The organism is Curtobacterium sp. B18, from assembly GCF_000333375.1.
Classification (GTDB): Bacteria; Actinomycetota; Actinomycetes; order Actinomycetales; family Microbacteriaceae; genus Curtobacterium.
Window position 1 is genome coordinate 1 of the sequence record NZ_BACZ01000110.1, and the last position, 12617, is coordinate 12617.

A 12617-nucleotide genomic window follows, 5' to 3' on the forward strand; every position below is an offset into this window, starting at 1 on the left:
CGCGCGACTACCGTCCGCCGGGACCGGACCGGCACTCCGGGTGATCCTGGCGTGCGGCCTGGCGATCGGCCTCGGCACCTACATGGGCGGCTGGCGGATCATGCAGACCGTCGGCAAGAAGATCTCCGACGTGCAGTCGCCGCAGGGCTTCGCGGCGGAGACCAGCTCGGCGGCGACGATCCTCGTGTCGTCGCACCTCGGTTTCGCGCTCTCGACCACCCACGTCACGAGTGGCTCGGTGATCGGCTCGGGCCTCGGCAAGAAGCTCGCCGACGTGCACTGGTCGGTCGTCGGTCGCATCGTCGTGGCGTGGGTGATCACGCTGCCCGCGGCCGCGGTCGTCGGCGCCCTCGCCACCTGGGTCGCGTCGACGTCGACCATCGGGCTCGTCCTGGTCGCGGTGCTCGCCCTGGCCGGCGGGCTGACCTTCTTCTTCCTCGCCAAGCGCAAGCCGATCTCCCGCGACGACGTCGCGGCCGGATCGACCGGACCCACCGACCGGGCCGAGCCGCAGCCGGCCGGCGCGACGAACTGAGGGGCACGACGATGGAGATCGACTTCACGAGCATCGGCCTGGTCGCCGGCGTCGGGTTCGTGGCCGCGGTGGGCATCGTGCTCGTCTACACGCTCGGTCTGCGGCTGCTCGGCCTCGGCCAGCCGGTCGACGCCGGCGGCGAGCGCACCCGGTACTCCGAGGAGACCCCGCGGTCCGGGCACACCCCCCCGGTCGCCCTGGCGGGAGCCGTGCTGTGCTTCGCCGTGTGCGTCGCCGCGGTCCTCCTGGGCATCTGGCTGACCATCCCGCAGTTCCACTGACCGACGCCGCGAACCGCCTGCGATGATCGATCGGTGACCCACCACCACCTCGACGCCACCGTCGACACCGCGATCGACGTCCTCACCGCCGAGCGACGCCCGGTCCTGACCGTCGCACCGGGCGACACCGTGACCGTCCGGACGCTGAGCGCCGCGGGCTACACCGAGCGCCAGTCGGCCCCGGGGGTCGAGGCCCCGACCCTCGTCGACCCGCGCCGGGGGCACTGCCTGGTGGGCCCGATCGCCGTCGCGGGGGCACAGCCGGGGGCGGTCCTGGCCGTGCGGTTCGACGCGCTCGTGCCGGACGACTGGGGGTACACCGGCTCCGGCGGCGTCGACACCCCGGTGAACCGGGCGCTCGGCCTGACCGACCCGGCGGCACGCGGACCGCTGCTCTGGGACATCGACCCGGCGGCCGGCACGGCGGTGAACCAGCTCGGCCTCGGCGTGCGCACCGCACCGTTCCTCGGGGTCGTCGGTCTCCCGCCGGAGCCCACCGGCGAGCACTCGACGATCCCACCCCGCGAGGCCGGCGGCGGCAACGTCGACTGCCGCGAACTCGTCGCCGGTTCCACCCTCTACCTGCCCGTGACGGTGCCGGACGCCCTCCTCTTCGTCGGCGACGGCCACGCCGCCCAGGGTGACGGCGAGGTCTCCGGCACCGCGGTCGAGTGCGGCATGACGACCACGATGACGCTCTCGCTGCTCGACGCGGCACCCGTCGCCGGCGTGCACGCCGACACACCGGCCGGCCGGGTCACCCTCGGCTTCGACGCGGACCTCAACACCGCGACGACCACCGCCCTCGACCGGATGGTCGACTGGATCGCCGGACTCCACGGCATCGGCCGCGCCGAGGCGCTCGCCATGGCGAGCGTGGCGGTCAGCATGCGGGTGACGCAGGTCGCGAACCGCACGTGGGGTGTGCACGCGCTGCTCCCCCACGACGCGATCCTGCCGTCGGGCGCACCCCGCTGACGGACAGGAGGCGCGGCTCGGGTCCGCAGATCCGCTCGCCCACGCCGCGCCTCCCGTCGGCGGTTCCTTCCCATGGCGCCCGCGCTGGGAAGCAGGAACGGGCGTACCTGGTCGGAAGTTCCGACCAGGTACGCCCGTTTCGGGCAGGTACACCAGGGCACGCCGGGCGCCGGCGGGCGCCGGCGCGCGCCGGGGCGCCCGCGGGGCGGTCAGTGGGCGCTGTAGCCGCCGTCGACCAGGTGGTAGCTGCCGCTGATGAAGGACGCCTTGTCGCTCAGCAGGAACAGCACCAGGGCGGCGACCTCGCTGTCGGTGCCGAGTCGCTTCGCGGCGTGCCCGGCCTCGAGGGCGCTGAGCTCCTCCGGCGAGAGCGACGCGCGCACGAGCGGGGTGTCGATGAAGCCGGGGCCGACCGCGTTCGTGCGGACACCGTGCGCCGTGTACTCGAGGGCTGCCACCTTCGTGAGCCCGACGAGCGCGTGCTTCGACGCGACGTACGCGGCGTTCTGCGCGATGCCGACCGACCCGAGCACCGACGCCATGTTCACGATCGCGCCACCGCCGGAGGCGAGCATCGCCGGGATCTCGTAGCGGAGGCCGTAGAAGACCCCGTCGAGGTCCACCGCACGCACGCGGTCCCACGCGGCGACGTCGTACTCGCCGATGGGCTGCGGTGCGGCGCCGATGCCGGCGTTGTTCACGGCGAGGTGCAGCGCGCCGTACGTGTCCACGGCGAACTGCACCATGCGCTCGTCGTCGGCCGCGACGGCGGAGTTGGCCTCGAACGCGCTCGCCGTCCCGCCGGCCTGCTCGATCGACGTCACGACCCGCTGTGCGGCGTCGAGCCGGATGTCGGTGACGACGACCGACGCGCCCGCCGCGGCGAGCTCCTTCGCGATGGCCGCACCGATGCCGCTGCCGCCACCGGTGACGATGGCGACCTTGCCCTCGAACTCGGACATGATTCCTTCTCTCTCGACAACACCTGTTGGTCATCAGCACGATACACCCGGGAAACCAGTTCGTTCGCTGAACTAATTTGCTAGGCTAACGACCTGTGACCGACGCCACCGACCTCCGCATCGCGGTGAACCGCCTCTCCCGCACGCTCCGCGCGCAGAAGGCCGACACCACCGTCAGCGATGCCCAGTTCTCCGCGCTCGCTCGACTGCACCGCGACGGCCCGATGACCCTCGCCGAACTCAGTCGGCAGGACGGCGTCACCCCGCCGTCGATGACGAAGACGATCGCCGTCCTCGTCGAGCGCGGCCTCGTCTCGAAGGGCGACCACGGCGACGACCGCCGCAAGGTCCTGCTCGGCGCGACCGGTGCCGGCGCCGCGTTCGTCGAGGAGACCCGGCGTCGTCGGGACGGCTGGCTCACCCCGAGGCTCGCCGAGCTCACCGAGGCCGAACGACGCACCCTGGCCGACGCCACCGAGATCATGAGGAGGCTGGCCCAGCAGTGACCGCCATGTTCCGCTCCCTGTCCGCCCGCAACTACCGCATCTGGTTCGCCGGCGCCCTGGTGTCCAACGTCGGCACCTGGATGCAGCGCACCGCCCAGGACTGGATCGTCCTGACGAAGCTGTCCGACAACGACGCCATCGCCGTCGGCATCACCATGGCGCTGCAGTTCGGTCCGCAGCTCCTGCTCCTCCCGCTCACCGGACTCGCCGCCGACCGGTTCGACCGGCGGAAGATGCTCATGCTCACGCAGGGGCTGATGGGCGCTCTCGGCCTGGGGCTCGGCATCATGGTGCTCACCGACACCGCCACGCTCTGGTCGTTGTACGGGTTCGCGCTCGCGCTCGGCATCGTCGCCGCGTTCGACACCCCGATCCGCCAGGCCTTCGTGTCCGACGTCGTGCAGGGCGAACACGTCGCCAACGCCGTGGCGCTCAACTCCGCGTCGTTCAACGCCGCCCGGCTCATCGGCCCCGCGGTCGCCGGTGTGCTCATCGCGGCGATCGGCTCCGGCTGGGTGTTCGTCATCAACGCCGGCTCGTTCCTGGCCGTCCTCATCGCGCTGCGCTTCGTCGACCCGGCGCAGCTCGCCGAACGGATCCGGGCGAAACGAGGCAAGGGACAGATCCTCGCGGGCTTCCGGTACGTCCGCACCCGACCCGACATCATCGTCGTGCTCTGCATGATCTTCGTCGTCGGCACCTTCGGCGTGAACTTCCCGATCTTCACCTCGACGATGGCCCGCGTCGAGTTCCACAAGGGGGCCGGCGAGTTCGGCCTGCTCAACTCGGTGATGGCGATCGGCTCGGTGGCCGGCGCCCTGCTCTCGGCACGCCGGGACCGCCCGCGGATGCGCACGCTCGTGATCGCCTCCGCCGGGTTCGGACTGGCGTGCGTCGCGGCGGCCGTCGCACCGACGTACTGGTCGTTCGCGATCGTGCTGGTGTTCGTCGGACTCGCGTCGCTGACGTTCATGACGACCGCGAACGCCCTGGTGCAGACCACCACGAAGCCCGCGATGCGCGGCCGCGTGATGGCGCTCTACATGGCGATCTTCGCGGGCGGTACCCCCATCGGCGCCCCGATCGTCGGAGCCGTCGCCGATGCCTGGGGTCCCCGGTGGGCCATCGCCGTCGGCGCGGCCTCGGGGTTCGTGGCCCTGGCGATCGCGCTGGTCTGGCTCATCCGGTACGAACGGTTCCGGGTGCGGTACGACGCGGACACACGACTGCACCTGGCGATCACGCACGCGATGCCGGTCGTCGGGACCCGCGCGTCGCGCGCGGCGCTCCGGCAGGACCTGGAACGCGACGAGGCGGTCGCCGACCGGTCCAGCGCCGTCTGACGTGACCGCCTGACGGCCAGGAGGCGCGGGTCCAGCCCGCCCCGCGCCTCCCGTCCGCCCTGCGCCGGGCCTCGCCCGCCCCGCGCGGATCCCGCCTGCCCGCGCGGGTCTCGCCTGCCCGAGCGGGCGGAAAAAGTCACGCTCGGCGCTGCGGAGCGGCCGATTCCGCGCGCTCGGCGGAACCCCGCGGCGTGTCCTGCCCGGTCGTCGGGCGGGCTGTCGCGGCGTGTCGTGCCCACTCAGCGGGCGGCTGCGGGCGCGGCTCAGCGAGCGGCCGCGGGCGCTGCTCAGCGAGCGGCCGCGGGCGCTGCTCAGCGAGCGGCTGCGGGCGCGGCGAAGACACGTTCGTCGAGGGCCTGCACCACCCGGTCGGCCGCCGCGGCGAGCCGCTCCCCCGCGGCCCGCGCCGCGAGCACGGCGGCGTCGCCCGACACCGACTCGAGTCCCGCCCGGGTGTCTGCGAAGGCACGCACCTCGTCGGCGATGCACGACGGGGCGACGTCGGCCAGGCACTCGTCGGCACGCCGCGCGAGGAAGCGGAGCGACCTGGGACTGTGCTCGTCGAGGAGCAGGAAGGCCGCCGCGTCGTCCGGTCCGGGCGAGTGGTGGTCGCGACCGCGCTGGAACGCCTCACCGGCGCCGCACGCTCGCAGTGCAGTCGTCCACGACGGGCCAGACTCGGGGTCGAGCAGGGCCGACGCCAGCAACCGCGCCGTCACCGAGCACCGCTGCAGCGCCCGTCCGAGGGTGAAGAACTCCCAGACCTCGTCGTGGCTCGCATCCGCCTCGACGACCCCGATCGCGAGGGCGCTCCGCTCCCGGACCCAGGCGAGGAACTCGTGGGCGCGCTCGGGACCGACCTTGCGGGGCATCCGGGACCGCGTGACGTTGAGGCAGTCCCACAGTTCGGTGGAGACGACCTCGCGGGCACGGCGCGCGTTGTCCCGGGCGACCGCGACGGCGGACGCGATGGACGCTGGCTCGTGGCGGTCGAGCGCGAGGGAGTCGATCGTCGCGGCACGGTCGGGGTCGTTCGCCGGGCCCGCGGCTCCGACGACCGATCGGAGCTCGGCCGCGACCACCCGGTCCTGGTCGACGCCGGCCGGTTCACCACGGGCGACGTACACGTCGAGCATGCGTGCGACGACCTCGGCGCGTTCCACGGCGCTCCCGACGTGGAACACGCTCCCCGCGAGTCGGCTCAGCACGTCGGCTCCTGCATGCCGTGAACCTACTGACCGGGGATTGCGAGGGTGTTTCGTCGCCGCGTCACGGGTGTTGCGGGTCCGCCAGGGACGCTCGGAGGGGTCATTGAAGGACCGTCCCGACCGATCCGGTCCCCGCACTCGCTAGACAATCTAACTAGAGCGTCTAGCATTGTGTTCATGAGTACCGAGGTGACGACGAGCGCCGCGGGGTTCTGGTACGGCGAGGATTCCCGGGTCGACGCGGTGGATGTGCTGAACGCACTCCGCAGGTACCGCAGCGCCGAGAGTGCTGCGCAACGCCGTGCGCGCGAGGCACTGGGCATCGGTGAGAACGCCCTGCTCGCCCTCCGCGCACTCATCGACGCCGAGGAAGCCGGCCGGACGGTCAACGCGAAGGACCTCGCCGAGCGCCTCGACATCACCCCTGCTTCGACGTCGGCCCTCGTGGACCGACTCGTCCGCAGCGGCCACGTCGAACGCCACGCCGACCCGAACGACCGCCGCGGCGTCATCCTCACCGCGTCGGGCGGATCCATGCGCCAGGTGCTGCAGGTGATCGACCAGCTCGACTCCCGCGCGGTCGAGGCGGCGGAACACCTGTCGACCGACGACATGGCCGTCATCGTGTCGTTCCTCGACGAGATGGTCCGCGTCGTGGACGAGGTCGACGTGGACGTCCGCGACCACGACCGCGGGATCAGCCGGTCCGCGTAGCCTGCTGCCATGGCAGACACGGGCACCGGTGGCAGTGCGGTGCCCGCGCCGCACGACCCCGAGGACGACATGCCCCTCGCCGAGCTCGACGCCCGAGCCCGGGCGGACGCGGCACTCCGTCGGATCCGGGCCGGGGCCGACCCCGCGCGTGAGGCGTTCGACCTCGCGAACACCATGAACGACGAGGCCGTCGGGCGTGTGACGAACGCGCTCCGACGGTTCCTCGGTCGCGACGGACGCCGCTAGAAGGCCGTGCCGACCGCCGCGATGTCGTCGCCGCCGTGGCCCGCGGCACTGGCATCCGCGTAGACCCGTCCGAGAGCGTCCAGCACGACCGTCGACACCCCGGTGGCACGTGCGGCGTCGGTGATGAGCCCGATGTCCTTCCGCAGGCCGTCGAGGGCGAACTGCGCCGGGAACGACCGGTCGATGATCGACTTCCCCTTCGTGTGGGCGTAGACGGAGTCGCTGGCGCTGCCGTCGATCGCCTCGAGGAAGAGCGCCGGGTCCAGGCCGAGCGACCGTGCGAGCGCGAGGGACTGCCCCGTGGCCGCCGTGATCGACGCGATCCAGGCGTTCGCCGCGAGCTTGAGCGCCGTCCCCGCCCCGACGTGGTCGCCGGCGCGGACGGTCTTCGCACCGATGGCGTCGAGGACCGGGTCGATGCGCTCGAGCACGTCGGCGGGTCCGGCGGCGAGCATCGTCAGGGTGCCCTGCTCCGCCGGCGCCTTCGTGCCGAGCATCATGGCCTCGACGAGCGTGATCCCGTACTTGCCGGCGAGCTGGACGACGGTCTCGGTGCCGGCGACCCCGATCGTGGAGCACTGCACCCACACGGCGTCGGTCGGCGCCTCGCCCGCGGCTGCCTCGAGGACGTCCACCACCGCGTCGGTGTCGAAGAGCGTGAGGAGCACGACCTCCGCTTCGGCCACGGCGGCACCCGGCTCGTCCGCGACGGTCGCACCCCGGTCCCCCAGTGGAGCGGCCTTGTCGGCACTCCGGTTCCACACGGTCACCGCGTGGCCCTCGCGGAGCAGCGACCCCGCCACCCCGGCACCCATCGCCCCGGTCCCCAGCACACTCACCCGCACGCGCGTCTCCGTCCCTGCGCCGCACCGTGCGGCAGCGGGTCCGACGCTACGCGCCGCAGGTCAGAGCAGTCCGCGATCCCCCAGCCACATCGCCGGGTCGATCGCCACCCCGCCGCGGAGGACCTCGAAGTGCAGGTGCGCCCCGGTCGAGACGCCGGTGTTCCCGACGGCGCCGATGCGCTCGCCCGCCGTGACGGCCTGCCCGACCCGGACACCGATCTGCGACAGGTGCCCGTACCGGGTCTCGGATCCGTCCGGGTGCTGCAGCAGGACCTGGTTGCCGTACCCGCCGAGGGGCCCGGCGGCGACCACGCGGCCGGACATCGCCGCGACGACCGCGGTCCCTTCGCGCGCCGCGAAGTCGAGCCCGCGGTGGTTCGTCGAGCAGGCCCCGCACCCACTGACCGACCGGGTGCCGAAGCCGCCCGCCACCGGGATCGTCCCGACGACGGGCCGTGCCACCGCGGTGCTGGCCGGCCGATCGGACGCCGAGCCCGACGCCGGAGCCCGTTCCGGCACCCGCCCGATCGCGAAGCCGTCCCGCTCGGCGCGGACGGCCTCGGTCGCCGAGGTCGTGTACTCCTGTGCGTCGAGCACCACGGCGGACGACGTCACACCGACGGCCGCCCGGGCCACGGCGGTCTGCGGCGTCGCGACGGTGACGACCAGGCAGGTCGCGACGGCGATCGCGGTGAGGGGCACGGCACGTCGAGGACGCGACGGCAGCGCGATCGAACGGGTGACGGGCCGCGCTCGGTGCGCCGACCGGCGACCGGACCGGCGAACACGGGTGGAGACCGGGGCGGCAGGACGGTGCACCGCCGCCCCGGTGGTCGGGTGCGTGGCCGGACGAGCGGTCACGGGGGCGAGCGACGCGCGGCGAGCGGCACCGCGCGGGCGCAGTGGCAACGGGTGGGACGTCGTGGACGACGGCATCGACACGGGCACGGTCAGACGTGGACGGCGTCGGCGCGGGCACAGGCGCAGGCGACGGAGTGGACGAGCGGGGTGGAGGACATGCTGCTGGCCTGCCGATCAGGTGGTCGGGCACCCCGTTCTCGGTCGGGATGCGGTCGGAGCGTGCCCCTCGGCACCCTTCCATTGAACCACCGGTATTTCAGATGTGCAACACTACGTCCTGGGTGATGGAGCTAGTCCGGTTCGACCGAGTCCGTCGGGTCGTCGCGACGAAGGACCTGCCGGACCCGTTCGACGATCGTCGCAGGCGGGTTGTTGTAGGCGTTCGCGGGCTCCTGGCCGCTGAGCTCCTGGATCGCCGCCATCACCGCGTCGGTCGCGTGCCGACGCGCACGGCCGGACGATGCATCGCCGAACCCGGAGAGGTCGATCGGGGCGCCGAACTCGATCGTGACCCTGGCGAGCTTCGGGACGCGGGACCCGACGGGCTGGACGTCCTGGGTGCCGGTGAGGGCGACGGGGACGACGGGAGCACCGCTCGTCAACGCCAGCCACGCCACACCGGTGCGCCCGCGGTACAGCCGGCCGTCGAGCGACCGGGTGCCCTCGGGGTAGATCGCGAAGGCCTCGCCCGCCTCGAGTCGCTCGAGCCCGAGGTCGAGGGCGTGCTGCGCCGCCGAACCCGCACCGCGCTCCACGCCGATGGCACCGATGCCCTCGAAGAACCCGCGGGACACAGCACCGCGGAAGCCCGTGCCCGTGAAGTACTCCTTCTTCGCGAGGAAGAACACCTTGCGCGGGGCCAGCAGCCCGATGGTCGGCGAGTCGATGAAGGAGCGGTGGTTGCTCGCGAGGATCACCGGACCGTGCTTCGGCACGTTCTTCCGGCCGATGACCCGCGGTCGCCACACCAGGCGCGCGAGCGGTGCCACGAAGGCACGGCTCAGCGTCGTGTACTTCGACGAACCGGACACACGTACCTCCTCGTGACGGGAGTCTCCGAGTGTAGTGATCGCAACCCCGATCACATGCCCACCTCGGAATGTGTCACCGCTACTCCGCTCGGGCGACCACGTCGAGCACCGCACGACCGTACCGCTCGAGCTTCGCGCCGCCCACGCCGGAGATCTCGGACAGCTGGTCTTCGTCGGCCGGCTTCACGGCCGCGATCCCCCGCAGCGTCGCGTCGTTGAACACCACGTACGCCGGCACGCCCTGTTCGCGCGCCTGCGCAGCACGCCAGGCACGCAGCGCCTCGAACAGGCCGAGGGCCTCCTGCGGCATGTCGGTCACGACGGCGCGACGGTTCCGGGACGCCCGCGGAGCCTTGACGGGGTCACGCCGCATCCGGACCTCGACCCGGCCGGCGAGGACGTCGGCGCTCGTCGGGCTCAGGACGACCGTGCCGAACCCGTCGCCGGACACCGCCGCGTACCCCTGCGCGAGAAGCTGTCGTGCGACGGCCCGCCACTCGGCCTCGCCCAGGTCGCTGCCGATGCCGAAGGTGGCGAGGGACTCGTGCCGCAGTTCCTGCACGCGCGGCGACTGCTTGCCGACGAGGATGTCGACGAGGTGCGAGACGCCGTAGCGCTGCCCGCGTTCACGGTCGAGCCGGACCACGGTGGACAGGAACTTCTGGGCCGGCACGGTGCCGTCCCACGACTCGGGCGGGGCGATGCACGTGTCGCAGTTGCCGCACGCGGTGGACTCCTGCCCGAAGTACGCGAGCAACCGGACGCGTCGGCACTCGATGGTCTCGCACAGGGCGAGCATGGCGTCGAGGTGCGCGCTGAGCTGCCGACGGTGCGCGGCGTCGCCCTCGGACTGGTCGATCATCCGCCGCTGCTGGACGACGTCGTTCAGGCCGTAGGCGAGCCATGCGGTCGAGGGGAGCCCGTCACGCCCGGCGCGACCGGTCTCCTGGTAGTACCCCTCGACCGACTTCGGCAGGTCGAGGTGCGCCACGAACCGGACGTCCGGCTTGTCGATGCCCATGCCGAACGCGATGGTGGCGACCATGACGATGCCGTCCTCGCGCAGGAAGGCGGACTGGTTCCGTTCACGCACCTTGGCGTCGAGTCCGGCGTGGTACGGCAGCGCCGGGATCCCCTGCTCGGACAGCGCGGCGGCCGTGCGCTCGACCGAGTTGCGGGACAGGCAGTACACGATGCCGGCGTCACCGCTGTGCTCGGTGCGGATGAAGGTGAGGAGCTGCTGGAGGGCCCCGGTCTTCGGTTCGATGCGGTACTGGATGTTCGGCCGGTCGAAGTCGGCGACGAAGTGCGCGGCGTCGTCGAGGCCGAGCCGCGCGGAGATCTCGCGGTGGGTCTGCGGGGTCGCGGTCGCGGTGAGGGCGATTCGCGGGACGGTCGGCCAGCGTTCGTGCAGGACGCTGAGCTCGAGGTAGTCGGGCCGGAAGTCGTGGCCCCACTGGGCGACGCAGTGCGCCTCGTCGATCGCGAAGAGGGCGATGCGGGCGCGGTCGAGCAGCGCCCGGGTGGACTCGAGCCGGAGTCGCTCCGGCGCGAGGTAGAGCATGTCGACCTCACCCGAGACGACGGCCCGCTCGACCCGGGCTCGCTCGTCCGGTCCCTGCGTCGAGTTGAGGAACGCGGCCCGGACGCCGTTCGCCGCGAGGGCGTCGACCTGGTCCTGCATGAGCGCGATGAGCGGCGAGACGACGACACCGACGCCGTCCCGCACGAGCGCGGGCACCTGGTAGCAGAGGGACTTGCCACCGCCGGTCGGCATGAGGACGAGCGCGTCGCCGCCGGAGACGACCTGGTCGATGATCGACGCCTGTTCGCCCCGGAAGTCGTCGTACCCCCACACCCGGTGCAGCACGTCGAGCGCGGCGGCACGCGACGCGGACACGGCAGCGGGCGCGGGCGTGGTGCTCATGCGACGAGCCTACGGGCGACCGGAGACACCCACCGCACTGTCCACAGGCTGCGCCGACTCCTCGTCGGGCCCGGCCACGTCGTCGGGCCCGGCCGGCGCGGCCGCCCAGCCCGCGCCTCCTGGACGGAACCAGCGCGCGCCACCGGCCCAGACCGGCACCGGACCGCGGAAGCGGGGAGCGGGCGCCCCGGCGAACCGCCGGTCGAGCTTCCGCCACCACGCGAGGAGCTCGATCATGCCCCAGTACGCGAGCGAGGTCCCGAGCGTCACGAGCCAGCCACCGATCGTGCCGTTCGCATCCTGCGACGTGAGGTCGATCCGCGACCAGCCCGGTGCCTGCAGCACGAAGATCATGATGTTGTTGAAGGCGTGCTGCAGGACGGTGGCCTCGAGCCCGCCGGTGCGCAGCACAATGATCGCGGCGACGAGCCCGAACGAGCCGACGTCGAGGATGCCCCAGACGTTGTAGCCGTTCGGGATGTGCAGCAGCGCGAAGACGACCGTCGAGACCGCCACCGCGAGCACCGTGCCGATGCGCGCCGGGATCCACGAGCCGATGGTCTGCATGAGGAAGCCACGGAAGATGTACTCCTCTGCCGCGCCCTGGAAGGGGACGAGCACGAGGACGAGCACGATCGTGAGGGTCAGCGTGCCGAGGGACACGGTCGACTGGCCGATCACGGCGTGGTTCCACCCGAGCCCGCCGTCGGTGGTGAACATGCCGTCGGCCGAGAACAGCCCGGTCTGCGCGATGAACATCGCGACCGCGATCACGAGTGTCGGGAGCATGCACCACGCGGTCCAGCCCCACCGCACCCGGAAGCGCGTGGACGTGAGGATGCCCGCCGGCCCGATGCGCGCGATCTTCACCGCGAGCAGGATCCCCGGCAAGAGGACCACGAGCGAGACCAGGGTCAGCGAGAGCACCACCGGGTCGGTGGGGTCGAGCGCGCCGTCCTGCAGGGTGTCGAGCAGCCCGGTCAGGCCCGATTCGCCCTTCGTCGCCGCGATCGGCACGAAGTAGGCGATGGTGATCAGGACCTGCGAGGCGACGTACCAGCCCGCCAGGAACGCGATGGCCACCAGTGGGCGCCACCACCTCCAGCGTGCGTCGACGCGGGGCAGGCGGTGGTAGGGAACGCTCACGTCACGCAGGGTACCGGGGCGGGGCAGGATGGGA

Annotated in this window: 14 protein-coding genes; 7 read left to right on the forward strand and 7 right to left on the reverse strand. The window is 72.4% G+C overall.

Annotation, left to right across the window (positions count from 1 at the left end; translation table 11 throughout):
- The 3 genes from I5E_RS02955 to I5E_RS02965 form a co-directional block, all read left to right on the forward strand.
- Positions 1 to 535, forward strand: a 535-nt coding sequence (locus I5E_RS02955; protein ID WP_031261287.1) for an inorganic phosphate transporter, incomplete at its 5' end; no start/stop codon positions are given.
- An 11-nt stretch (positions 536 to 546) separates the two neighbouring features.
- Positions 547 to 816 carry a hypothetical protein gene (locus I5E_RS02960; RefSeq protein WP_022905674.1) on the forward strand — a complete coding sequence of 90 codons (270 nt, stop codon included), beginning with the start codon at positions 547 to 549 and terminating at the stop codon, positions 814 to 816.
- 33 nt (positions 817 to 849) lie between these two features.
- Positions 850 to 1794 (forward strand): acetamidase/formamidase family protein, encoded by a 945-nt coding sequence (locus I5E_RS02965; protein WP_022905675.1) that lies wholly within the window; start codon positions 850 to 852, stop codon positions 1792 to 1794.
- A gap of 209 nt (positions 1795 to 2003) precedes the next feature.
- On the opposite strand, the gene I5E_RS02970 is transcribed toward I5E_RS02965, so the two are convergent.
- Entirely contained in the window at positions 2004 to 2756 is a 753-nt protein-coding gene (locus I5E_RS02970; protein ID WP_022905676.1) for an SDR family NAD(P)-dependent oxidoreductase, read from the reverse strand.
- 95 nt (positions 2757 to 2851) lie between these two features.
- Between I5E_RS02970 and I5E_RS02975 the strand changes: the two genes are divergently transcribed.
- Complete coding sequence (locus I5E_RS02975) at positions 2852 to 3262, forward strand: MarR family winged helix-turn-helix transcriptional regulator (RefSeq protein ID WP_022905677.1); 411 nt, start codon at positions 2852 to 2854, stop codon at positions 3260 to 3262.
- 5 nt (positions 3263 to 3267) lie between these two features.
- Positions 3268 to 4605 carry an MFS transporter gene (locus I5E_RS02980; RefSeq protein ID WP_049973428.1) on the forward strand — a complete coding sequence of 446 codons (1338 nt, stop codon included), beginning with the start codon at positions 3268 to 3270 and terminating at the stop codon, positions 4603 to 4605.
- Positions 4606 to 4916: 311 nt separating this feature from the next.
- Here I5E_RS02980 and I5E_RS02985 read toward each other — a convergent pair whose 3' ends face one another.
- Positions 4917 to 5813, reverse strand: a complete 897-nt coding sequence (locus I5E_RS02985; protein ID WP_022905679.1) for an alpha-E domain-containing protein — start codon at positions 5811 to 5813, stop codon at positions 4917 to 4919.
- Between the two features lie 177 nt (positions 5814 to 5990).
- Here I5E_RS02985 and I5E_RS02990 point away from each other — a divergent pair, with 177 nt between their 5' ends.
- Positions 5991 to 6527: a MarR family winged helix-turn-helix transcriptional regulator gene (locus I5E_RS02990; RefSeq protein ID WP_042723537.1), complete on the forward strand. Its 537-nt coding sequence runs from the start codon at positions 5991 to 5993 to the stop codon at positions 6525 to 6527.
- 9 nt (positions 6528 to 6536) lie between these two features.
- On the forward strand, positions 6537 to 6773 hold the full coding sequence (locus I5E_RS02995; protein ID WP_022905681.1) for a hypothetical protein: 237 nt from the start codon (positions 6537 to 6539) through the stop codon (positions 6771 to 6773).
- Here I5E_RS02995 and I5E_RS03000 read toward each other — a convergent pair.
- The 5 genes from I5E_RS03000 to I5E_RS03020 all read right to left on the reverse strand — a co-directional run bounded on the left by I5E_RS03000 (position 6770) and on the right by I5E_RS03020 (position 12583).
- Entirely contained in the window at positions 6770 to 7618 is an 849-nt protein-coding gene (locus I5E_RS03000) for an NAD(P)-dependent oxidoreductase (protein ID WP_022905682.1), read from the reverse strand. The two genes, I5E_RS02995 and I5E_RS03000, sit on opposite strands and share 4 nt — an antisense overlap.
- Before the next feature lie 60 nt (positions 7619 to 7678).
- Positions 7679 to 8320: a M23 family metallopeptidase gene (locus I5E_RS22510; protein WP_222836443.1), complete on the reverse strand. Its 642-nt coding sequence runs from the start codon at positions 8318 to 8320 to the stop codon at positions 7679 to 7681.
- A gap of 449 nt (positions 8321 to 8769) precedes the next feature.
- The gene (locus tag I5E_RS03010; protein WP_022905684.1) at positions 8770 to 9510 is read right to left on the reverse strand and encodes a lysophospholipid acyltransferase family protein; all 741 of its coding nucleotides are present in this window, start codon (positions 9508 to 9510) and stop codon (positions 8770 to 8772) included.
- Between the two features lie 79 nt (positions 9511 to 9589).
- Entirely contained in the window at positions 9590 to 11437 is a 1848-nt protein-coding gene (gene recQ, locus I5E_RS03015; RefSeq protein ID WP_022905685.1) for a DNA helicase RecQ, read from the reverse strand.
- A 9-nt stretch (positions 11438 to 11446) separates the two neighbouring features.
- Entirely contained in the window at positions 11447 to 12583 is a 1137-nt protein-coding gene (locus I5E_RS03020) for a CPBP family intramembrane glutamic endopeptidase (RefSeq protein WP_148286836.1), read from the reverse strand.
- Positions 12584 to 12617 lie beyond the last annotated feature (34 nt).

Bases quoted from the DNA above. Each gene is read 5' to 3' on its own strand.
- I5E_RS02980 (WP_049973428.1), top strand. From the start codon at position 3,268: ATGTTCCGCTCCCTGTCCGCCCGCAACTACCGCATCTGGTTCGCCGGC.
- recQ (WP_022905685.1), bottom strand. From the start codon at position 11,437: ATGAGCACCACGCCCGCGCCCGCTGCCGTGTCCGCGTCGCGTGCCGCC.
- I5E_RS02995 (WP_022905681.1), top strand. From the start codon at position 6,537: ATGGCAGACACGGGCACCGGTGGCAGTGCGGTGCCCGCGCCGCACGAC.
- I5E_RS02970 (WP_022905676.1), bottom strand. From the start codon at position 2,756: ATGTCCGAGTTCGAGGGCAAGGTCGCCATCGTCACCGGTGGCGGCAGC.
- I5E_RS02960 (WP_022905674.1), top strand. From the start codon at position 547: ATGGAGATCGACTTCACGAGCATCGGCCTGGTCGCCGGCGTCGGGTTC.
- I5E_RS02990 (WP_042723537.1), top strand. From the start codon at position 5,991: ATGAGTACCGAGGTGACGACGAGCGCCGCGGGGTTCTGGTACGGCGAG.